General features: G+C 64.0%; 22 protein-coding genes and 1 pseudogene. 14 read left to right on the top strand and 9 right to left on the bottom strand.

The window, feature by feature from the left end:
* The first annotated feature begins 189 nt into the window (after positions 1–189).
* From ACX5I4_RS18315 to ACX5I4_RS18295, 5 genes are all read left to right on the top strand, one after another.
* On the top strand, positions 190–1,230 hold the full coding sequence (locus tag ACX5I4_RS18315; protein WP_461837906.1) for an AvrD family protein: 1,041 nt from the start codon (positions 190–192) through the stop codon (positions 1,228–1,230).
* Positions 1,227–2,201 carry a beta-ketoacyl-ACP synthase III gene (locus ACX5I4_RS18310; protein ID WP_461837905.1) on the top strand — a complete coding sequence of 325 codons (975 nt, stop codon included), beginning with the start codon at positions 1,227–1,229 and terminating at the stop codon, positions 2,199–2,201. Before ACX5I4_RS18315 ends, ACX5I4_RS18310 begins: the two co-directional genes overlap by 4 nt.
* A gap of 89 nt (positions 2,202–2,290) precedes the next feature.
* Entirely contained in the window at positions 2,291–2,536 is a 246-nt protein-coding gene (locus tag ACX5I4_RS18305) for an acyl carrier protein (protein WP_461837904.1), read from the top strand.
* Between the two features lie 68 nt (positions 2,537–2,604).
* The gene (locus tag ACX5I4_RS18300; protein WP_461837903.1) at positions 2,605–2,970 is read left to right on the top strand and encodes a flavodoxin family protein; all 366 of its coding nucleotides are present in this window, start codon (positions 2,605–2,607) and stop codon (positions 2,968–2,970) included.
* Positions 2,971–3,079: 109 nt separating this feature from the next.
* Entirely contained in the window at positions 3,080–3,214 is a 135-nt protein-coding gene (locus tag ACX5I4_RS18295) for a hypothetical protein (protein ID WP_461837902.1), read from the top strand.
* 43 nt (positions 3,215–3,257) lie between these two features.
* On the opposite strand, the gene ACX5I4_RS18290 is transcribed toward ACX5I4_RS18295, so the two are convergent.
* From ACX5I4_RS18290 to ACX5I4_RS18280, 3 genes are all read right to left on the bottom strand, one after another.
* A complete protein-coding gene (locus ACX5I4_RS18290) occupies positions 3,258–3,953 on the bottom strand; it encodes a thioesterase II family protein (RefSeq protein WP_461837901.1) in 696 nt (231 codons plus the stop codon).
* Positions 3,898–4,305, bottom strand: a complete 408-nt coding sequence (locus tag ACX5I4_RS18285; protein WP_236812976.1) for a winged helix-turn-helix transcriptional regulator — start codon at positions 4,303–4,305, stop codon at positions 3,898–3,900. The genes ACX5I4_RS18290 and ACX5I4_RS18285 overlap by 56 nt, the downstream gene beginning before the upstream one ends.
* Before the next feature lie 86 nt (positions 4,306–4,391).
* Positions 4,392–5,054: an HAD family hydrolase gene (locus tag ACX5I4_RS18280; RefSeq protein ID WP_461837900.1), complete on the bottom strand. Its 663-nt coding sequence runs from the start codon at positions 5,052–5,054 to the stop codon at positions 4,392–4,394.
* 167 nt (positions 5,055–5,221) lie between these two features.
* Between ACX5I4_RS18280 and ACX5I4_RS18275 the strand changes: the two genes are divergently transcribed.
* The 8 genes from ACX5I4_RS18275 (at position 5,222) to ACX5I4_RS18240 (ending at position 13,194) form a co-directional block, all read left to right on the top strand.
* On the top strand, positions 5,222–5,899 hold the full coding sequence (locus ACX5I4_RS18275; protein ID WP_461837899.1) for an FMN-dependent NADH-azoreductase: 678 nt from the start codon (positions 5,222–5,224) through the stop codon (positions 5,897–5,899).
* Positions 5,900–5,909: 10 nt separating this feature from the next.
* Complete coding sequence (locus ACX5I4_RS18270; RefSeq protein ID WP_461837898.1) at positions 5,910–6,614, top strand: AAA family ATPase; 705 nt, start codon at positions 5,910–5,912, stop codon at positions 6,612–6,614.
* Positions 6,615–6,713: 99 nt separating this feature from the next.
* On the top strand, positions 6,714–7,649 hold the full coding sequence (locus tag ACX5I4_RS18265) for a helix-turn-helix transcriptional regulator (RefSeq protein ID WP_461837897.1): 936 nt from the start codon (positions 6,714–6,716) through the stop codon (positions 7,647–7,649).
* Between the two features lie 101 nt (positions 7,650–7,750).
* On the top strand, positions 7,751–9,484 hold the full coding sequence (locus ACX5I4_RS18260) for an ABC transporter ATP-binding protein (RefSeq protein ID WP_461837896.1): 1,734 nt from the start codon (positions 7,751–7,753) through the stop codon (positions 9,482–9,484).
* Complete coding sequence (locus ACX5I4_RS18255) at positions 9,481–11,469, top strand: ABC transporter ATP-binding protein (RefSeq protein WP_461837895.1); 1,989 nt, start codon at positions 9,481–9,483, stop codon at positions 11,467–11,469. Before ACX5I4_RS18260 ends, ACX5I4_RS18255 begins: the two co-directional genes overlap by 4 nt.
* A 57-nt stretch (positions 11,470–11,526) precedes the next feature.
* Complete coding sequence (locus tag ACX5I4_RS18250; protein ID WP_461837894.1) at positions 11,527–12,294, top strand: formylglycine-generating enzyme family protein; 768 nt, start codon at positions 11,527–11,529, stop codon at positions 12,292–12,294.
* A 56-nt stretch (positions 12,295–12,350) separates the two neighbouring features.
* Positions 12,351–12,683: an ArsR/SmtB family transcription factor gene (locus ACX5I4_RS18245; RefSeq protein WP_461837893.1), complete on the top strand. Its 333-nt coding sequence runs from the start codon at positions 12,351–12,353 to the stop codon at positions 12,681–12,683.
* 13 nt (positions 12,684–12,696) lie between these two features.
* Positions 12,697–13,194: an SRPBCC family protein gene (locus ACX5I4_RS18240; RefSeq protein ID WP_461837892.1), complete on the top strand. Its 498-nt coding sequence runs from the start codon at positions 12,697–12,699 to the stop codon at positions 13,192–13,194.
* A 91-nt stretch (positions 13,195–13,285) separates the two neighbouring features.
* Here ACX5I4_RS18240 and ACX5I4_RS18235 read toward each other — a convergent pair whose 3' ends face one another.
* Positions 13,286–13,498, bottom strand: a complete 213-nt coding sequence (locus ACX5I4_RS18235; RefSeq protein WP_184741564.1) for a hypothetical protein — start codon at positions 13,496–13,498, stop codon at positions 13,286–13,288.
* Between the two features lie 488 nt (positions 13,499–13,986).
* Between ACX5I4_RS18235 and ACX5I4_RS18230 the strand changes: the two genes are divergently transcribed.
* On the top strand, positions 13,987–14,997 hold the full coding sequence (locus ACX5I4_RS18230) for a patatin-like phospholipase family protein (protein WP_461837891.1): 1,011 nt from the start codon (positions 13,987–13,989) through the stop codon (positions 14,995–14,997).
* 89 nt (positions 14,998–15,086) lie between these two features.
* Here the strand turns inward: ACX5I4_RS18230 and ACX5I4_RS18225 are convergent, their stop codons facing one another.
* From ACX5I4_RS18225 to ACX5I4_RS18205, 5 genes and pseudogenes are all read right to left on the bottom strand, one after another.
* A complete protein-coding gene (locus ACX5I4_RS18225; protein WP_461837890.1) occupies positions 15,087–15,701 on the bottom strand; it encodes an HNH endonuclease signature motif containing protein in 615 nt (204 codons plus the stop codon).
* Between the two features lie 214 nt (positions 15,702–15,915).
* A pseudogene (locus ACX5I4_RS18220) lies at positions 15,916–16,632 on the bottom strand (DUF222 domain-containing protein); the annotation flags it as partial.
* A 306-nt stretch (positions 16,633–16,938) separates the two neighbouring features.
* Positions 16,939–17,418, bottom strand: a complete 480-nt coding sequence (locus ACX5I4_RS18215) for an RpiB/LacA/LacB family sugar-phosphate isomerase (RefSeq protein WP_461837889.1) — start codon at positions 17,416–17,418, stop codon at positions 16,939–16,941.
* The gene (locus tag ACX5I4_RS18210) at positions 17,415–19,148 is read right to left on the bottom strand and encodes a dihydroxyacetone kinase family protein (protein ID WP_461837888.1); all 1,734 of its coding nucleotides are present in this window, start codon (positions 19,146–19,148) and stop codon (positions 17,415–17,417) included. The genes ACX5I4_RS18215 and ACX5I4_RS18210 overlap by 4 nt, the downstream gene beginning before the upstream one ends.
* A 33-nt stretch (positions 19,149–19,181) precedes the next feature.
* Positions 19,182–19,958 (bottom strand): SDR family NAD(P)-dependent oxidoreductase, encoded by a 777-nt coding sequence (locus tag ACX5I4_RS18205; RefSeq protein WP_461837887.1) that lies wholly within the window; start codon positions 19,956–19,958, stop codon positions 19,182–19,184.
* Positions 19,959–19,981 lie beyond the last annotated feature (23 nt).

The raw sequence follows: 19,981 nt of genomic DNA, 5'->3' as shown, positions 1-19,981 counted from the left end.
CCGAGCGTTTCCAGCCTACTGTCCGGGTACGACGGCGGCACTCGCCTTTGCGGCACCCTCACCTCTTCCGTGCCTCGCGTTATGCGGGCGGAGGGTGGTGCTCCCACCACCACCATCCGGGGACACTGGCTACGGGCGACGCCGCGGCCGATCCTTGGAGGACCGCCGATGACGATCCAAGGAACACCCATGCCACTTGCCCTACGCTCCGACACTAAGAGTTACGCTTCCATCGACGACCTCCTGGGCGATGGACGCCGCCGCTTCTTCAGCCAGGGCTACAAGTCCACCAACCCGAGGCTGCATGAGCTCCGCGTCGCCCACACTGTGTCCGAATCCACGCTTTCGGCACGCGCCGGGTTGGGCGTGCAGGGAGTCTGGTCGGTCAAAGGGGAATCGGAGCAGGCTCCGCATCTGGGCACCACGGACGTCGTCGTCCTTGCCTGCAGAATGGCTGAAGCCCTGCTGGCCAGCCGCTATTCTCCCGAACTGTTGCCCAAAGCCTTCGTGAGATCGGTGTCCATCTCCGGCGGTGGCCAACCCGTAGAGGGAGCGCTGGGCGACCTCGAATGCCGGGCAACGCTGCGCGACTTGGGCGACGACGGGACCGCTTCGGTTCTTCGGTGTTCCGTCGCATCCATGACAGCCACGTTGGAAGTGGCCCATGCCCCGGCTGGACTCGGACTTGCCTCGGTCCAGTCGCCATCGGAGGAAGCCTTGGTCGGCGACGCCGGCACACGCCTCTACGGCGATCTCTGGGCAGGACGGCAAGTATCATTGCTGGACGTGGTCCTCGAACCGGAGGCCGGAACCGCCCACGCTGCGGTCTCCTTCAGCCAGCAGCCCTCCCTTGACCAGCCCCTGGTCCACCGCCGCGGACTGGAAGCCGCGTACCCGCAGTCGCTATCCGCCGTCGAATATTTCGTGGCCACCTTGCAACTCGGGCAGGTGCTGCTCTACCGGCTTGACGCCATGAAGCGCGCGGACAGCAACACGCTGTGGATGCGCAAGACTCGGATCACCTTCAGCGGTCCGCGCCCGAGCGCCGCGCGTGGGCAAGGAACCGGCCTCACCGTGCGGCTGCGCAAGAGCCGGTTGATCGTGATGGACGGCGAGTCGTGGCGCTGCGCCGATGTTGTGGGAACCTTCGACGGCGGTGACGTAGTGTGCAGCGTGGCTCACCAACTGCCCGCTGCTGTTCCAGTCACGGCTGCCGGGGCTGATCAATGAGCGCGCGTGTTGCGGTTGTCCGGGGTCTGGGCGGAGCATTGCCCGCACGCGTGGTCACCAACGAGCACTTATCCACCCTCATGGACACCTCGGACGAATGGATCAGGCGCCGGACGGGCATCGCCGAGCGCCGCCATTCGGATGAAACCGAGAGCACCAGCGTCCTCGCGACAACAGCCGCCCAGCGCGCGTTGGCGAGTGCAGGCGTCACATCGGTGGGGCTGCTGATCGTAGCGACGTCGACGCCGGACAAAGTCTGCCCTGCGACGGCACCGAAGGTCGCGGCGAACTTGGGGCTTCAAGGCATCGCGGCTTTCGACATCTCTGCCGTTTGCTCCGGGTTCGTCTACGCCCTGGCTACCGCCAGTTGGGCCATCACCTCGGGATCTGTGGACTCGGCCCTCGTCATCGGTGCAGACACCTTCACACGCTTGCTCGATCCCACGGACCGGACCACGTCCGTGATCTTTGGCGACGGGGCAGGCGCGGCTTACCTCTCTGCCGGTACAGCCGACGATCCTGGTGCCATCCTTGCCTCCACGCTCCACTCGGATGGCAACGGAGAAACGCTCATCCAGGTGCCACGCAATGCGGGGGCCTTCTTTGAGATGCAAGGCAAGGAGGTGTTCACGCAGGCCGTGTCAGCGATGTCGGAGTCCGTGGAAACCGTACTGCGGAGCGTTGGATGGGCTGCGGCCGAGGTGGATTCCCTGATCGCGCACCAAGCGAACCTCCGGATCCTGAACACAGTCGCCTCTGTCACCGGCATCCCCGGATCAAGGGCCGAGGTCCACCTGGACAGGGTGGGCAACACATCGGCAGCCTCCATTCCGTTGGCCATGACCGACGCCGGAACCAAAGGCCACAGGACCCCCGGCGACAAGGTGGTACTGACGGCATTTGGCGGAGGAACCACCTGGGGCGCCATTGCCATGACATGGCCATCGATCTCGGTTGTCGACCCGCATTAGGGACGCACCGCCGATTCCTGCGGGCCGGGTGCCGTGCAGGACCACCGTGGCACCGGCCATCCCGGGCCACCTATACAAGGGGGAAACCAATGGAAATCAATGCTCTGGACGTCGTCGATGCGATCCGTTCCACCATGGACGAGCTGAGCCACATGGGACCGGATGACCCGTTCGCGGACCTGGACATCGATTCGCTCTCACTCGTTGAAGCCGCCGTGATCCTCAGCAACAAGTTCGGCGTTCGGGTAGACGAATTCGAGCTCGCGGAAGCAGGCACTGCCCGGGCGGTGTCACGCGTAGTCACCGAAAAGCTGGCCCTCCAGCTTGCCGTCTAGCCACCAAAATTGACAAGAACCGACGTACTTCAAGACACAAGACCCAGCCCGATCAGCAGAGGATAACCATGGCCAATCCGGCAATTGCAGTTGTTTACTACTCAGGCTCCGGCCACACCAAAGTCCTGGCGGACGCGGTGGTTGCCGGTGCCGTCTCGGCCGGCGCTACCGTGGCGCTGTTGCGTGTGGATGAACTGACTGAGGAGTCCTGGAGTTTCATCGACGAGGCCGACGCCATCATCTTCGGGGCTCCGACCTACATGGGGACCGCGCCTTCGGCGTTCCATGCCTTCGCCGAAAAAACCGCGGGCCGTTGGGCCGTGCAGAAATGGCACAACAAGCTTGGAGCAGGCTTCACCAACGCCGCGTGCAAGGCGGGGACAAGAACTCCACCCTGGACTACTTCTCCACTTTTGCCGCGCAGCACGGCATGAACTGGATCAACCTCGGCCTCCTCCCGGGTGGAAGAGCACCAAAGGCACCGAAAACGACCTCAACCGCTTCGGATACTTCAATGGTGCCGCAGCCCAGACGTTCTCGGACGTGGGCATCGAAGGCGTTCATCCCGCGGACATGGCAACGGCCGAACACCTAGGCAGGAGAGTGGCGGACATCGCCTCGATCTTCGCTGCTGGCAGGATCGCGAAGGACCGCGAACTCGTCAGCACTGGCGCCTAGCAGCTCAAACTTGCAACCCAGCGCTCTTCCCGGTCCTGCAGGATCACCCCGCAGGATCATCCTGCGGAACCGGGGAAAGCATGGTTTCCACGATCTTCAGCACTTTCGGGTTGGAACGGTGGAACAGGTGGCCGCCGCCAGGAACGTCATGCACCCGCGGCACCGTCGAGCACCAGGATGCCCAGCGCAGGGAGTCCGACGCAGGCACCACAGGATCGTCGGTGCTGTAAAGAAGGGTGGCGGGCACTTCCAGTTGGCCGGCCGGCGGCCTGCCCGGGTACTTCGCCAGCAACGCCAGGTCCTCGCGCAGTACTTCGCGGGCCCGCCCGGACAGCCCGCCGGAAGCGGCAACCGCGGCAGCTTCGCCGTCGTCGTGCATTCCCGACGGCGGACGTGCGGCCGCCAGGAAAACGTGCGCCACGCGTCCTGTGTGCTGTAGGCGGAGGGCGGCTTCGAAGGCGAGGATCGCGCCCATGCTGTGTCCATAAAGGGCGAACTCCGGCGACGGCGATGCTTCGATGCGCCCGGCCAGGGCATCTGCAGCGGCCGCGAACGTCGCGAAGTCCCTCCCGCGGTAGCCAAGCTTGGTGACCTCGACGCCCGGGAAGCGCCAAGCCGCGAAGCTTGCCGTGGTTCCGCCCGCGTGATGCAGGCAAAACAAGTGCACGCTGGTGTCCTCGGTGCTAGTTGAAGGCGAGCCGGTGGCGATCGTGTTCCATGCGGGACGCGGCCACGTCATCCATGTGCTCCTCGGCCCATTCCTTCATTTCAAAGATGATCCTGAGAAGCGAACGTCCGCGCGGAGTGAGTTCGTAGTCGGTGCGCACGGGAACGGACACCGTGACATGCCGCAAAACCAGTCCGTCACGTTCGAGTGAGCGCAACGTGGAAGTCAGCATCTTCTGGCTGGCTCCGGGAATCCGCTTGCGCAGGTCGCTGTGGCGCTGCTGCCCATCTTCCAACGCGAGCATCACCAACGTGACCCATTTGCTGCTGATGGCCTCAAGGAGTTGCCGCGCAGGGCAAAGGTCCAAGGAAGCGTTGTAGTGCTTTTGGGCCTTTTGACGTTTCTGTTCAGCCGTGAGAGTCATATCCCCAATACTTTCCTCATCAAATTGACTGGTGAGGCACAGCATACTTGGGGGTTGTTACCGCCGGGAAAACTGCGTCGCAAACCTTAACCCGCTGAGGCTGGCACATTTTTCATCGTCGGGAGTATCAGAAGTGATTCGCCCGCCAGCGCCATGAACTGAAGATCCGAGTGGTGGTCGCCGTAGGCGAAGCTGGCTGACAGGTCCACTGAATGTTCGGCTGCGTGGGACGCGACGGCCCGCTCTTTGGCGACGCCCACCAGTGCTTCCTCGATGTCGCCGGTATACCTGCCCTTGTCAGTCCGGCTGTGCGTGCACAGCATTTCGAGGTTTGGCCAGCGTCGGCGCACGCGCACCAGCGCCGGTTCGAACGACGCCGTCACCGCAACGATCCGTCGACCGGATCTCGCGTGAGCGTCCAGGAGAGACGTCACGGGTTCCAGAAAAGGCCACTCCTCCGGAGACTCTTCTTGGGCGTCTGCCCAACGCTCGCCGAGTTCATCGACCTCAGCGATGCTCCGTCCGCGCCACCAACCGAAGTAACGGGCGTTGGTTACGGACCGGGGCACCCCGTTCCTGGCCGCGGACCGCAGGCTGGCCAGGAATTCTTCGGCCTCAGCTTCGCAGGAGTGCTCAGCGGCATCGAATCTAAGGAACTCGAAGATGGTGTTGTAGGCGGTGACGGTGCCATCGATGTCGGTGTAGGCAGCCTGGCTTTGTCCGCGGGACGGGCGTCCGGATTCTTCCACAGGAAGAATCCTAGGGATCTTTTCGGCAAGTGGAAGGCTTCAAGGGGAGGGCACTTTGAGGTGCCCTAGGCACAAGAAAGTGCGTTCTTACGCACCACAGCAGTGCCGGGTGAAGATCGACAACGGGGCACAACGCGTCCCCACAGCAAAGCCTCGAAAGGAAGCCAATGCCTACCATCCTCCACATCAATGCCTCTCCCCGCTACGCCAACAGCGACTCCCTGCGGCTGGCGCGGCATTTCATCGACTCCGTTCAGGCCGCCGGTCCGGAGAGCTTTGAGCTGGAGACCCTGAACCTGTTCGACGATGGCGCGCTCCCCGTTTTCGGACGGATCGCCGCTGCCGCCAAGATGGCCGTTTTCACCGGCCAGGATCAGACGCCGGAACAGATTGCGGCTTGGGAATCCGCCCGCGCCGTGTTCGACCAGTTCGCTGCTGCTGACGCCTACGTCTTCAACATCCCCATGTGGAACTCCGGAGTTCCCTACGTCTTGAAGCAGTGGATCGACATCATCACGCAGCCCGGCTGGAGCTTCGGGTTCGATCCCGAGCAGGGCTACCGCGGCCTGATGGAGGGTAAGCAGGCCCTCGCTATCCACACCAGCGGGGTCTACGCTCCAGGGGTTCCTGCGGCCTTCGGAACCGACTTCAGCAGCACGTTTTTTGCTGACTGGTTGAACTTCGTCGGCATCGACGATGCCACGCACATCCGCTTCGCCCCCACGGTTCTCAACGGGGACGTGGACGGCACCCGCAAGGTTGCCGAGGCTGACCTCAGCGACGCCGCTATCGAGTTCGCCGGCAAGCTCAGCGCCGCGGGAACCCTCCAGCTCGTCAACGACTAGGGCGGTAACAGTGCGCATCGGCATTTCGGGTACTTACTCCTCGGGCAAGACGTTCACGTCCATGGCTCTCTCCCACTACACGGGCCTGCCCCGGACCCGGGCCAGGACCATGCGCGAAATCCTGCCGGAGGCAGCACCCGGCAAGATCCTCGAGGAATGCACGGCGGCGGAGCTCATCCAGATGATCGTGACGCGCCACGTAGAGCGGGCCGTGTACGAGGACAAGCTCTCGGACGGCTTCATTTCGGACGGGTCCTCCCTCCAGGAATGGATCTACGGGTCCGTGCGCGTTTCACTCGGCTTGAACCCCAGTGCTTCGGCACACCTGAAGGCGGGGGAAACCGTGGAGAAGACGCCGGAACTGGTGTTCTTCGAAGAGGTGATGGCGAGCCTGGGCAACAGCTTCAAGAGACACGTCAAGAACTCCTTCGACGTCTTCGTTCACCTGAAGAACGAGCTTCCGCTCTCTGCTGACGGGCACCGTCCCGTCAACGACCAGTTCCGGAACATGTCGGATTCGATCCTGCAGCAGACCATGGAGGATTTGGGCATCCCGTTCCACGTGGTGTCCGGCTCGGTGGAGGAACGCCTTGAGCAGATCGCTTCCTTGTTCAGCCTAGAGCCGCGCATGAGTGCTTCTGAGGCTACGCGCCGGGCCTCCGAGGAATACGCGAGTCTCGACGTCCGCTCCGAACGGGAGCGTGTCTTGCAGTAGCCAGGAATCTTCCGGATCCAAGATTCGGATTCCGCTCACCGGTTCGTCCGGCCGACCACTGTGCGTGGTTGGCCGGACGCTCGTCATTAGTGGAGAACCATGCGTATCGATCAGCCACCTTCCAGCCAAGCGTTGTCCCATCAAGTGCGCTCGAACCACGCGCGCCTCGGTGAGTTTTTCCGGACCCGTCGCGAGCAGACCCGTCCCGAGGACGTTGGGTTACCCGTCAGCTCACGACGCCGGACTCCCGGTCTCAGGCGCGAAGAAGTCGCTGTCCTCGCGAACGTTGGAGTCTCCTGGTACACCTGGCTGGAGCAGGGACGGGCAATAGGTGCGTCGGAGGAAATCCTCGATGCGATCTCGAACGCCCTTCAGCTCAGCCCTGAGGACAGGACATATGTCCGGCGGCTTGCTTCCGGGCGCCGCTCCACCGCATGGGCGGCCAGTAACCCGCCCGGTCAAACCCGCGGCCAGGAGGACGGCCGGTCCGACGCGCAGCCCGGGGGACAACGTTTCGACGTCGACCGCGGCCAGCTCGCCCTTCTTCAGCAGCTGGTGGACGCGATGGCGAACCCCAGTTACATCGCAGACCCGTTGTGGACCGTCGTCGCCATGAATTCTGCCGCCGCCGACACCTTCGATACCCGGGTAGGCGAAAGCTGCCTTCAACGGTTCTTTACCGATCCGGAGCTGGCCCGGCCACACGTGCACCAAGAGATGATGGCCCGATCCATGGTGGCGCAGTTCCGCGCGCAGTCTGCCAAGTTCCCGGATGATCCCAGGTTCGACATCATGGCGCGTAGTTTGTGCGAGGTTTCCGACGCGTTCCACGCGTTGTGGCGGCGCCAGGTAGTGGGCGATTCATACCATGTGGACGTGGTCTACGACCACCAGTCGCTGGGCAGGCTCAGCTTCGATCCCATGGTCCTGGGTGTCCCGAGGTTTCCTGCCCTCCGATTGTTCACCTATCTGCCCAAGGGAGGAACCGGGACCCAGGCTGCCCTCCTGGGCTTGAAGAGAAAAGCCGTGATCTAGGCTGGCCGGACGCAGACGCTTCGCCCTGGGGAAAAGCTCTAGTTGCCCCCAGCAACCAGTCGTAGACTGGCCTTCGAATCACTACGTGAGTTGGAGACCGGATGCTCTGGAAACTTCTCGTTCAGTACCTGCGGCCACATCGGCGGCTACTGATCGCCGTCGTCGTTTTCCAGTTGGCGCAGTCAATAGCGTCGCTGTACTTGCCCACACTGAATGCGGACATTATTGACGAAGGCGTGGCCAAGGGGGATACAGGGTACATCCTGGGTACCGGCAGCCTCATGCTGCTCATCACCCTCCTGCAGATCGCGTGTTCTGTGACGGCCGTGTACTTCGGCGCGAAAGCGGCCATGGGCTTGGGGCGGGATCTGCGCGGCGCCATTTTCACCAGGGTGGGGGAGTTCTCCGAGCAGGAGGTCACCCGGTTCGGTGCGCCGTCCCTCATCACACGCTCCACTAACGACGTGCAGCAGGTCCAGCAACTCGTCCTGATGACCTGCACGCTCATGGTGGCGGCGCCCATACTCAGCATCGGCGGCGTGATCATGGCCGTCCGGCAGGATGCCCAGTTGTCTTGGCTGATCGCCGTGAGCGTCCCCGTGTTACTCGTTGCCGTGGGCCTCATCGTGACCCGGATGGTTCCCCTGTTCCGCAAGATGCAGGTCCGGATCGACACCGTGAACAGGGTGCTCCGCGAACAACTCGCCGGCATCCGGGTGGTGCGCGCGTTCGTGCGCGAGGACATGGAGACGGAGCGCTTCGCCTCAGCCAACCAGGACGTCACCGAGATGGCGTTGCGCGCCGGGCGGCTCATGGCCCTCATGTTCCCGGTAGTGATGCTGGTGCTCAATGTCTCCAGCGTGGCCGTGATCTGGTTCGGCTCCTTCCGGATCGACGACGGGTCCATGCAGGTAGGCACGCTGATCGCTTTCCTGAGCTACCTCATGCAGATCCTGATGTCCGTCATGATGGCCACATTCATGGCCGTGATGATCCCGCGTGCGGCTGTTTCGGCGGACCGCATCGGACAGGTGCTTGAGACGGAATCGAGCGTGCGGCCCCCTAAGAACCCGGTCACGGAGACCGCCGGGCGCGGCGAGCTGGAGTTGCTCGACGTCGGATTCGCCTACCCGGGTGCCGAGCAGCCGGTCCTCAACGGGATCAGCTTCCAGGCCCGTGCGGGCCAGACGACGGCGATCATCGGCAGCACCGGCGCCGGCAAGACCACCCTCGTCAACCTGTTGCCCAGGCTCTTCGACGCGAGCAGCGGCTCGGTGAGAATCGACGGCGTCGACGTCCGCGAGCTGCACCCGGACCTCTTGTGGGGGCACATCGGGCTCGTTCCGCAAAAGCCCTACCTGTTCTCCGGCACGGTGCGCAGCAACCTGCTCTACGGCAAGCCCGACGCCACGGAGGAAGAACTCTGGCGGGCCCTCTCCATTGCCCAGGCGCAGGACTTCGTCGAGGAAATGGAAGGCGGGTTGGATGCTCCGATCTCGCAAGGCGGCACCAACGTTTCCGGTGGGCAGCGCCAACGCCTGGCCATCGCCCGGGCGCTCGTGAAACAGCCCGAGCTCTACATCTTCGACGACTCCTTCTCCTCCCTGGACACCGCCACCGATGCCAGGCTGCGGCAAGCCCTCAAACGCCATACGTCCGGCGCCACCATGGTCATCATTGCCCAGCGGGTGTCCAGCATCGCGGACGCTGAGCAGATTCTAGTGCTCGACGACGGCCGGCTGGTGGGGCGCGGAACCCACGAAGAGTTGCTGGAGACATCCGAAACGTACAGGGAGATAGTTTCCTCGCAACTTGCAGCGGAGGAGGCGGCATGAGCAGCGCGGCTCCCAACCCCGGCACAGCAGGCACCGCCAACCGCCCGCCCCGCCCTCCGATGGGGCCCGGCCGCGGCGGACCCTTCGCGGGCATGAACGTCCCGGCCGAAAAGGCCATGAACTTCCTGCCCTCGGCCAAGCGGCTCCTCGGCACTCTTCGTCCAGAGCGCATGTGGCTAACCCTGGTTCTCTTCCTGGCCGTCGCGAGCGTGACCCTGTCCGTGATCGGCCCCCGGCTGCTCGGCGAGGGCACCAACTTGATCTTCGCCGGCGTCGTGTCCAAGCAACTTCCCGCCGGGGTGAGCAAGGAACAGCTCATCGAGGGACTGCGCGCCTCGGGCCCAGGCTCCAAGGCGGACATGTTGAAGGGCATGGACCTGACTCCCGGCGTCGGAATCGACTTCGGTGCGCTGTCCTCAATCCTGATGTGGGTGCTGGTCCTCTACGTCCTGGCCTCAGCGTTCGGCTGGATTCAGGCATACGTGCTCAACGGCGTCGTGCAGCGCACGGTGTACCGGCTGCGCGAGCAGATCGAAGCGAAAATCAACCGCCTTCCGTTACGCTACTTCGACTCCGTGCAGCGCGGCGAACTCCTCAGCCGCGTGACCAACGACGTCGACAACATCTCGCAAAGCCTCCAGCAGTCCATCAGCCAGGCGGTAACATCCCTGCTCACCGTGGTCGGTGTCATCTTCATGATGTTCCTGCTTTCGCCGATTCTGGCGTTCATCACCCTGGTCACGGTCCCGTTGACGCTCGTGACCACCATGCTGATCGCCAAGCGCTCGCAGAAGCTGTTCGTGGCTCAGTGGAAGAACACCGGCGAGCTGAACGGCCAGATCGAAGAGACCTACACCGGCCATGCGCTCGTGAAGGTGTTCGGCCGGCAGCGGGAGGTGGAGCAGCGCTTCCGCGAGAAGAACGCGGAGCTGTTCTCAGCGAGCTTCGGAGCCCAGTTCATCAGTGGCCTGATCATGCCGGCACTGACATTCATCGGCAACCTGGTCTATGTAGGGATCGCCGTGGTGGGTGGCTTGCAGGTGGCCTCGGGTGCCATGCAGCTGGGCGATGTCCAGGCCTTCATCCAGTACTCGCGGCAGTTCACCCAGCCGCTCGCGCAGCTTGGTTCAATGGCCAACCTGCTCCAGTCCGGCGTGGCATCCGCCGAACGCGTCTTCGCGCTGCTCGACACCGAAGAGCAGAGCCCCGATCCCGCGCCCTCGGCCGTTCCGGAGGTGACGCGTGGGCGCTTGGCGTTCGAGAACATCTCCTTCTCCTACTCGGCAGATAAGCCCCTCATCCAGGACTTGAGCCTGGTGGCCGAGCCCGGGCAATCCGTGGCGATCGTCGGACCCACCGGGGCGGGCAAGACCACCCTCGTGAACCTGATGATGCGCTTCTACGAGCTGGACGCGGGGCGGATAACGCTCGACGGCGTGGACGTCGCCTCGATGTCCCGCTACGAGCTGCGCTCGCGGATGGGCATGGTGCTGCAGGACACGTGGCTGTTCGGCGGCACCATCCGGGACAACATCGCGTACGGGCGGCCAGACGCTACCGAAGCCGAGATTCTGGAGGCCGCCCAAGCGACGTATGTGGACCGCTTCGTGCACTCGCTCCCGGAAGGGTACGACACAGTGCTCGACGACGAGGGCAGCAACGTTTCTGCCGGTGAGAAGCAGCTACTCACCATAGCCCGGGCGTTCTTGGCGCGTCCTTCAGTCTTGATTCTGGACGAGGCCACGAGCTCTGTGGATACCCGGACCGAGGTCCTGGTGCAGAAGGCCATGAGTGCCCTGCGTTCTGACCGGACGAGCTTTGTGATCGCGCACCGTCTCTCCACGATCCGCGACGCCGACCTCATCCTGGTGATGGAAGCCGGTCAGATCGTGGAGCAAGGAACACATGCGGAACTGCTGGCTGCCGGTGGCGCGTACTCGCGGCTGTACGAGGCCCAATTCGCGGCGCCGGTGGCGGAAGTCTGAGGGGTCTCGGTTGCGCGTTGCAGGGAAGAGGGCGCGCCACATTTAGGCTTGGATCCCATGGACATCAACCCGCCACAGCTCCTTAGCCTGCCTGGTGGGCGGATTGAACTCCGCGATGCCCGCAGTGGTCGCACCAACTCGGTGGACCTTCAGGCCTTCGAGATTGGAAGGACAGCGGTAACGTGGGCCGAATTCGCTGGGTTCAAGGGTGACCCCGTGCCGGACCGCTCTCCGCACGCGCCGGCACATGGTGTCACGTGGTTCGATGCTGTCGATTGGTGCAATGCCGCGTCCGAAGCGGAAAGACTCAGTCCGGCATATGCCCGCACGGGACGAAACGTCGAATGGGACGTCGCGTCCAACGGCTACCGGCTGCCCACCGAGGCGGAATGGGAATACGCCTGCCGCGCCGGTTCGGAAGGTCCGCACTATGGCCCGCTCAACGAGATTGCATGGACTGCGATGGACGGGCGGTCCGAACCAAGCAATGTGGCACTGAGGTCGCCCAACGAATTCGGCGCCTTCGACATGCTCGGCAACGTCTGGGAGTGGTGCTGGGACTACGCCGATCCGGCGAGATACGCCGACTACAGGACGTTTCGCGGCGGTGGCTGGGCTGACGAAGCCTGGAATGTGCGTGCATCAGTGCGGCGTAGTAGTGCTCCCGATGCCGTCCTGGAAGACGTGGGTTTCCGGGTGGCACGCGGCGCTTGTGGTGTTCCAATGGCAAAGTCCGCGCAGGGTTGGTCGGACGAAGGCGACCGCAGCCGGGCCAAAGTACGCGGCCCGATTCCGTTCGGCTGGACTCCGCTGAAGTTCGACTAATGCGAAGTATCCATGCCCGTTGACACCTCTCCGCCACCGGCATATCCTACAACCAAATGGTTGTAGATCAGCTCAGTGAAACCGAACTTGACCGCCTGTTCCAGGCACTTGCCGATGCCACGCGCCGGGATATCGTCCGCCGGGTGACTGTGGGCGAGTATTCAGTGTCCGGCTTGGCGGCCCTCTACGCCATGAGTTTTGCCGCCGTCCAGAAGCACGTGGCGGTGTTGGAGCGCGCGTCCCTTGTAGCGAAGGAGAAGCGTGGAAGGGAGCAGATTGTGCGGGGCAACCATGATGGCTTGCAGAAAGCCCGCCAGCTGCTCGATGAGTACGAGGCGATCTGGCGGCAGCGCGTCGAACGGATCGCAGACATCCTCGCCGAAAAATAGGAAGGGTTCCGCAATGACGGTTATCAGTTCCACCAAGAATCCCGAAGCGTTGAGCTTAACCCTCGTCGCCGAATTCGACGCCAGCGCTGAACAGGTCTGGCAAATCTGGGAAGACCCGCGCCAGCTCGAGCGTTGGTGGGGTCCGCCCACCTGGCCAGCGACTTTCGAGCAGTTCGAGTTCGAGCCTGGCGGGAAGGTCAGCTATTACATGACCGGTCCCGACGGCGAGAAAGCCGGCGGCTGGTGGCGCATCACGGCCGTCCAAGCTCCGAACAGGCTGGAGTTCGACGACGGTTTTGCCGACGAAAACGGCGCTCCCGTCGAGGACATCGGTGCCGGCCACGCGACCGTGACCCTCGAGGAGATCGACGACCGCACCCGCATGACCATCCTGTCCACCTTCGAATCAGAAGAACAGATGAAGAAGATGATCGACATGGGAATGGAAGAGGGAATGCAGGAGGCCGCCGGCCAGATCGACGCTCTCCTTTCCGAGCACTCCCGCGCCTGACCCATTCCTCCGGACGGGGAACACCGGAACAGCGAACGACGGCGGGAGGTGACTCCCGCCGTCGTCGTTGCTTTGCGCCGAAAGGGCGCTGCTACAGGGAGTGTGCGTCGAAAGCGGTGGCCTTGGCCGCGCTGCCGTTCAGGCTGACAGTGAAGGTGTTGGGCCCGCTACAGGTAACCGCGATGCTTGCCTTGGAGGTGTTGTGTCGCACCGAGAAGTCGTGCACGAGGGCGTCCAGTGTGTGGTGCGTGGTTGAACGGTCCCAAATCTTGAGGGTTACGGAGTCGGCAGTTTCAAACGTCATTGTTCAGTGCTTCCATTCATGAATCCGGATATTCGGCTATCGCGCCAGTGCGAAGCTGCGGTACGACCTATCCATGAACGCCTGAGACCCAAGGCGGCTCGACAAGCTCACCGGTTTGGCCTCATTGCGTCCACCAGGATGGGTAAAACTTGGCCGGGACCTGGTGTCCTAGCCTGCCTTTCCATAGTGCACAGCGAGGCGTGGACGGCTCAAGCCGAGATGCCATTTGTTGCTAGTGAGTCTCATCACAGCTGGGTGCGGCTAGTTCGACGCAAGTTGCGGTGCGCCGAAGACGGGATCCTGGGTGCCGGCCTGTTGCGCACTGTGTCACCGGCGTGCTAGCGTTTCGGCGATCGTGATCTATCGGCAGGAGGTGAGACCCATGAACGCAGTATCCACAGTGGGTGCTCCCTTGCAGTCCACGATCGCGCGACTGACGTAGTCGCCACTGGGAGCGCCCGGCAGGCAATTCGCGAAAGGCGACTCCCATGAACACAACACCTTCTTCAATTCTGCACTCCACCTCGACGACGGCCTCCGACCGGCCGCAGTCCGACCAGGATCAGCCGCAAGTCGACGCCAGCATCTGGCCCCGCCCAACGGGTGAGCGCGCGTTGGTCCTCGGTGGTGGCGGATCGACGGGCAACGCGTGGCTGATCGGCGTCATCGCCGGCCTCTTCGATGCCGGATTGGATGCGACCGAGGCCGATCTGATCATCGGCACGTCGGCCGGATCGACGGCCGCGGCCCAGATCACTAGCGCGAGTCCGACTGAACTGCTTTCCGCCATCCTTTCCGCCGCACCCCAGCCACGGACCGCTCCGGTGGGATCCGACAGTGGACGCGTTCGCGTTGGGACGGTGGCGAACCATATGGAGAGAACAGGCCGAATCATCGCCGCCGCTGAGGATGCGGCCGATATGCGCCGCAGGATGGGCGCGGCAGCGCTCGAAATGGACGCGGCGTCGGACGGCACTGTAGGAGCCGGTTCTGCGCAAACGCGGTGGCGCGATACCGTCGCCACTCGGCTGCCCAGCCAGCATTGGCCGGAACAAACGGTGCTGATCACGGCGGTCAATGCCAATACCGGCGAACCGGTCGTGTTCGACCGCCACAGCGGGGTTGACCTCGTGGATGCCGTGGCAGCTAGCTGTGCCAGTGGCTTCGCCTACCGTATCGGCGGAGGCCGATACATCGACGGCGGCTACCGGTCCAACGCCGAGAATGCCGATCTGGCAGCCGGGTACGCACGGGTGTTGGTACTGTCACCATTCGGCGGCAGATCGCGGACTCCAGTGGAATGGGGCATGCATCTTGCAACGCAGGTCGACGAACTACGCGCACGCGGCAGCAGGGTCGAAACCATCTTCCCGGACAGCAGCTCCGAGCACATGTTCGGCGCCAATGCGATGGATCTTTCGCTTCGCCCGCCCGCGGCCCGAGCCGGTTACGAACAAGGCCGAGCCCTTGCCGGGCAGCTCACCGAATTCTGGCGCTGACGCCCACGAAGATTGCGCTGTATCAAGCAGCCCCCGATGCCGTTTGGCATTAAGTCTTGGCTCAGACAGTCGGTGCGCGAATCTTGGCTTCATGTTCTGTGGTGGTGGTTTTGCCGGGGTTTTTGCTTGGGATCGATATATGGCGGCGGGATGAACCAGGGGATGCCCCTGGTGACTTGGATTTTCCATTGTTCTTTGTGGACGAGGTGATGGTGGTGGGTACAGAGCAGCACGCCATTGTCGGTGCTTGTGGATCCGCCATGTGACCAATAGGTGATGTGGTGGGCTTCGCACCAGGTTGCCGGAATGGTGCAGTTGGGGAAGGCGCAGCCTCGGTCCCGGGCGGTAAGGGCTTTACGAATGTGGGACGGGAAGATGCGGGTAGTGCGACCCACGTCCAGGATGCGGCCGTTGCTGCCCAGAAGGACCGGGATGATGTCCGCGTCGCAGGCGATTTTGCGGATGGTAGCGGGAGTGACTGGGCCGGCGTGGCTGAATGTTCCGCTGCCGGTCCTTGGCACAGCGTAGCGGGCGCCTTGGGCGGCGCCAGTTTCGAGCCGGTGGAGGAGGTCGTGATAGTCGATCGTGACCATGACCTGAGGCCGAAGTCCGGCCGTGGCGGGCAGGACACCGGTGGCGAGAGCTGTCTTGCAGGCGCCGACGAGGCCGTCGAGGAGCAGTTGGGCGCGTGTACGACGGTCCAAGTCGCACTGCTCGTCCTCGGGGGGCTGGTTCGGTATCGGTCGCGCCGCCTTCGGTCTTGCTCTGGCCCGCATTGTTACCGTCACGCGCGCTGCGGTTGTCCGTGTTGTTGGCGTTGCGGGGGTTGGTTGCGACGTTCATAACGGTGAGGAGGTGTTCGTACTGCTCAGCGGTGGCGAAAATTTCGACGTGGTGGAGGCCGCGGCGAGGACGGCGGAGAAATGCGCCTTGGCGGTGACGGAGTTCTTCTTCGCTGGGCTCGGAGCCATCTTGGTCGATCGCTTCGACCCATCGGCGAGCGATACGGGTGAGAAAATCCTGATCGTTTTCGATGGCGGTGCGGGTGAGGCTGTGCTCCATCCGGGCTAAGGCATCTGAATCAGGAATATGCCGGACGCGTTCCAGCGCGGTGGTGATGATGGTTCCGGCGCGGGAAGAGATAGTGGCGGTGGCAAGGGCAGCGGCGACTTCTTCGTGGTTGGCGGGCATGGCGTGGCCGGGCAGGCTAGTGCGGGGGAGTACGGTGGCGGCAAGGGCAAGCCGACGGCGGGCTTCGCTCACGCTGATCCGAAGCCGAGTCCTGAGGTATTCGGCGGAATTCCGACATCCGTCGTCGGCCGGCGACCGAGTGGCCGTTGCTGCCGGGAAGGACGCAGCCGTTGTTGACGTCGCCGCATCTGCCTCATCCGCCGTTTCTGCCGTAGTCGCAGTGGTGGCCGCGCCGGCATTATTGGTTCCCCAACCTGTGGTCCAGCCGCCCGCGCGCCTGGTGGATCCGGCGGCGATGATCGCATCGGTCCGAGTCTTCTCCACTGCTGCGGCGGCGAGAAGCTGAAGGTACTCGACCCGGCGGGAAAGTTCCTCTGCAATCTCCGCGAAATCGGCCGCCACGGGGAATGCCGTTACGGTGAGTTCGTCCGGCGCGGTGGACATGGCTGAGTCCAGCAGGCCCAAGCATCGCCGCAAATCTGCGGCAGCACCGCCGTCGAACGCTGGCCTTAGAGCCGGGAAGCCGGTGCCGGAGGCTGGAACACTGCGCAGAATCCGGCCCCGAAAGCCGGCAGCAGCACCGAAGCCGGGCGCATTCGCGCCCGCTGCGGTATCCGCTTCGTATTTCTCGAGGACCTCCATGTGAAGACTCTGTCAGGAGGGTACGACAGTAATGGGCATAGCGAGGTTGGTCGGGGTACTTGCCAGAACGCCGTTCGCCCGGAAGCCTTCGCCCGCGGCCGCCAGGCCTCAGCTGCCCTCGAAATCGGTGAGCACCTTGACTTTGTCGGCTGACGCCGATGCCGGGTCGAAGGCATAGCCGAGCCACTCCCGGGCCAGCCTGCTGGCCAGTTCCACCCCGACCACACGCTGGCCCATGGTGAGGACCTGGCAGTCGTTGGACAGGATCGAACGCTCCACGGAGAAGGAATCGTGGGCTGTGGTGGCGCGGATCCCGTCTACCTTGTTCGCCGCGATGGCCACGCCGATTCCGGTGCCACAGAACAGGATGGCGCGGTCGGCAAGGCCGTCCCGGATGAGTTCGCCCGCCTTGATCCCGACGTACGGGTAGGGCCTGGTGAAGTCTTCCAGGGAGTCGTTGCGGTTGACGCCGATGTCGATGATTTCGCTGATCCGCGGATCGTCCCGCAGGTCGGTCATGATCCGGTCTTTGTAGTCCACGCCTGCTTCATCGGCGCCGAGGATGAGTCGGAAACCTTTCGTGCTCATGCCGCGACCTTCCCAGCAGTCACAAGGTGCGGGCCCATGACTGTGAAGATCATCGCCAGAGAGGTAGCTCCGGGGTCGGCAGTGCCCAGGCTCTTCTCGGCGAGCGGCCGGGCCCGTCCTTTGAGTGGACGGAGAGAAGCCGTGGCTTGCGCAGCCGAGGTGGCCGCCGCAGCGGCTTCAGCCCAGGCAACATCCGGAAGGGCACCCTCGGAGACGCGACTGCTGAAGGTTTCGGCGAAGGGGAGCAGGGCATCCACCATGGTCTTGTCGCCCATCTCGGCTTTGCCCAGGCCAGTGATCCGCGCAGCGAACGCTGTCACGGCGGCGGCAAGTTCAGCCGGTTCCGGCGCCTGGTCATTGCCAAGGGATTCGCCGAAGGCCCGGAGGCCTGCGCCCCACAGGACGCCGGACGTTCCGCCGGCTTTGTCCGCCCAGGCGTCGCCTGCGGCTCCCAACATATCGCCGGCGCCTGCCCCGCTGGCCAAAGCCGCACACGCCGCTGCAGTGGCAGCGTCGATTCCGCGGACCATCCCGCGGCCGTGGTCGCCGTCGCCCGCTACCGCGTCCATGTCGCCAAGGTGTTGTTCAGCGTCGTGCAGGGCTTTCCGGGCTGCCTCAAGAGCGTCCGCGCAGCTCGCAGCATAGTTGCGCGAGTCCAGGGTGGCCGCAAACTCCATGGCGGCAGCGCCGCCGTCGAACGTTTCCTCTGCAAGGTGACCGCCGGTCAGCAGGGCGGCGTTGCCGCGACGGTAGGCCGGCGTTTCGGCCGGGGCCGTCCAGAGCGGCTCAAGTTCCTCGTCCAGCCACGTGATGGTGAGGGAGACGCCGGACATGTCCAGGCTCGTGACCAGTTCGCCAACCTCCGGCATGACCAAGGTGTACCCGGCTGCGCGCAGCAACGGAGCCACGGTCAGCCAGAGCACGAACAGTTCTTCGTGCTTGGTGGATCCGAGTCCGTTGAGGATCACGGCGAGGCGGTTTCCCGCTCCGGCCGGCGTCTCCGCGAGCAGCCGTGCCACGAGTTCCTGGCCGAGTTCCTCGGCCGGCGGAAGATCGGTGTCGAACAATCCCGGCTCGCCGTGGATGCCCAGGCCAAGTCCCATCTGCTTGCCCTTGAGCGTGAACAGCGGCGCTTCGGCGCCGGGGAAAGTGCAGCCGTGGAAGGCGCTGCCGATAGTGCGGGTCAGGCTGTTGGCTTTCCGGCCCAAGCGTACGACGTCGGCCAGCCCGGCTCCCGTTTCGGCCGCGGCGCCCATGATCTTGAAGACCGTGAAGTCGCCCGCGATGCCGCGGCGTTTGGCAGATTCCGACGGCGGCGCGCTGGCAATATCGTCCGTCACCAGCACGTTTTCCACGGCGATGCCTTCTGCGGCCAAGCGCTCGCTGGCCATGCCGAAGTTGAGGACGTCACCGGCGTAGTTGCCGTAGGTGAACACCACTCCGGCGCCGGAATCCGCGGCCTTGGCCACGGAATACGCTTGTTGCGCGGAAGGCGAGGTGAAGATGTTGCCCACGACGGCGCCGTCGGCCAGGCCTGCGCCGATGAGCCCGGCGAATGCCGGGTAGTGCCCGGATCCGCCGCCGGCCAGGACGGCCACCTTGGGCTGCTGGGGACGGTGGCGGCGCACTGCGCCGCCGGGAACCTGGCGCACCAGGCCGGAGTGGAGGTCGCAGAAACCGGCGAGGGCTTCCTCGGCAAAATCGGCGGGATCGTTGAAGATTTTGGTCATCGTGGGCTCTTTCGGCTACGGATGCGGGGGCTGCTAGTGGATGTGGCTTCCACCGTTGATGTCGATGGTGGTGCCTGTGAGGTAGGCGGATTCCTCGGAAGACAGGAACGTGATGACGGCGGCGATTTCCTCGGTGGTGGCGTTGCGGCCCAGGGGGATGCCTGCGTTGATGGCGGCTTCCTGCTCGTCCGTGCTGCCGACGCGGATGTTGGTGTCCACGGCGCCCGGAGTAATGGCGTTCACGGTGACGCCGGTTGCGCCGATTTCGCGTGCCAACGCCTTGGTGAAGCCGAGGATGGCGGCCTTCGCGGCGGAGTAGGGGACCTTGCCGAAGACGCCGCCGCCACGTTGGGCTGAAACGGAGGACATGTTGACGATCCGGCCCCAGCCGTTGGCGATCATGTCAGGGAGGAAGGCCTTGGTGACCAAGTAGGTGCCGGTGGCATTCACGTCCATGACCTTGTGCCAGAGTTCCAACGTGGTTTCGAGGAACGGCACAGGCGAGGTGATGCCCGCGATGTTGGCGAGGGCGCCGACGGCGGGGAGGTTGCCTGCGCTGATCTCGGCGGCGACTGCGTTATACGCCGCGGTGACGGAAGCTTCGTTGGCGACGTCGATCTCGTAGCCGAACGCGGGGACGTTGAACTGGTTGCCGATTTCCGCTGCGACCTTGGCGGACTTCTCGCCGTCGAGGTCCAGTATCACCACGGCCCAGCCGTTACTGGCATAACGGCGTGCGGTGGTGATGCCGATGCCCCGGTCCGAGGTTGCCCCGGTGAGGACGGCGGTGCGCTGGATGGTGGTGGTCATGATGCTCCTTGGTTTGTTGTTGT

It is taken from the genome of Arthrobacter sp. MMS24-S77, from assembly GCF_054888235.1.
This window is presented reverse-complemented; position numbering and strand designations above follow the sequence as displayed.

Bases quoted from the DNA above. Each gene is read 5' to 3' on its own strand.
- ACX5I4_RS18315 (WP_461837906.1), top strand. From the start codon at position 190: ATGCCACTTGCCCTACGCTCCGACACTAAGAGTTACGCTTCCATCGAC.
- ACX5I4_RS18310 (WP_461837905.1), top strand. From the start codon at position 1,227: ATGAGCGCGCGTGTTGCGGTTGTCCGGGGTCTGGGCGGAGCATTGCCC.
- ACX5I4_RS18305 (WP_461837904.1), top strand. From the start codon at position 2,291: ATGGAAATCAATGCTCTGGACGTCGTCGATGCGATCCGTTCCACCATG.
- ACX5I4_RS18300 (WP_461837903.1), top strand. From the start codon at position 2,605: ATGGCCAATCCGGCAATTGCAGTTGTTTACTACTCAGGCTCCGGCCAC.
- ACX5I4_RS18290 (WP_461837901.1), bottom strand. From the start codon at position 3,953: ATGACGTGGCCGCGTCCCGCATGGAACACGATCGCCACCGGCTCGCCT.
- ACX5I4_RS18285 (WP_236812976.1), bottom strand. From the start codon at position 4,305: ATGACTCTCACGGCTGAACAGAAACGTCAAAAGGCCCAAAAGCACTAC.
- ACX5I4_RS18275 (WP_461837899.1), top strand. From the start codon at position 5,222: ATGCCTACCATCCTCCACATCAATGCCTCTCCCCGCTACGCCAACAGC.
- ACX5I4_RS18265 (WP_461837897.1), top strand. From the start codon at position 6,714: ATGCGTATCGATCAGCCACCTTCCAGCCAAGCGTTGTCCCATCAAGTG.
- ACX5I4_RS18260 (WP_461837896.1), top strand. From the start codon at position 7,751: ATGCTCTGGAAACTTCTCGTTCAGTACCTGCGGCCACATCGGCGGCTA.
- ACX5I4_RS18255 (WP_461837895.1), top strand. From the start codon at position 9,481: ATGAGCAGCGCGGCTCCCAACCCCGGCACAGCAGGCACCGCCAACCGC.
- ACX5I4_RS18250 (WP_461837894.1), top strand. From the start codon at position 11,527: ATGGACATCAACCCGCCACAGCTCCTTAGCCTGCCTGGTGGGCGGATT.
- ACX5I4_RS18245 (WP_461837893.1), top strand. From the start codon at position 12,351: ATGGTTGTAGATCAGCTCAGTGAAACCGAACTTGACCGCCTGTTCCAG.
- ACX5I4_RS18240 (WP_461837892.1), top strand. From the start codon at position 12,697: ATGACGGTTATCAGTTCCACCAAGAATCCCGAAGCGTTGAGCTTAACC.
- ACX5I4_RS18235 (WP_184741564.1), bottom strand. From the start codon at position 13,498: ATGACGTTTGAAACTGCCGACTCCGTAACCCTCAAGATTTGGGACCGT.
- ACX5I4_RS18230 (WP_461837891.1), top strand. From the start codon at position 13,987: ATGAACACAACACCTTCTTCAATTCTGCACTCCACCTCGACGACGGCC.
- ACX5I4_RS18215 (WP_461837889.1), bottom strand. From the start codon at position 17,418: ATGAGCACGAAAGGTTTCCGACTCATCCTCGGCGCCGATGAAGCAGGC.
- ACX5I4_RS18210 (WP_461837888.1), bottom strand. From the start codon at position 19,148: ATGACCAAAATCTTCAACGATCCCGCCGATTTTGCCGAGGAAGCCCTC.
- ACX5I4_RS18205 (WP_461837887.1), bottom strand. From the start codon at position 19,958: ATGACCACCACCATCCAGCGCACCGCCGTCCTCACCGGGGCAACCTCG.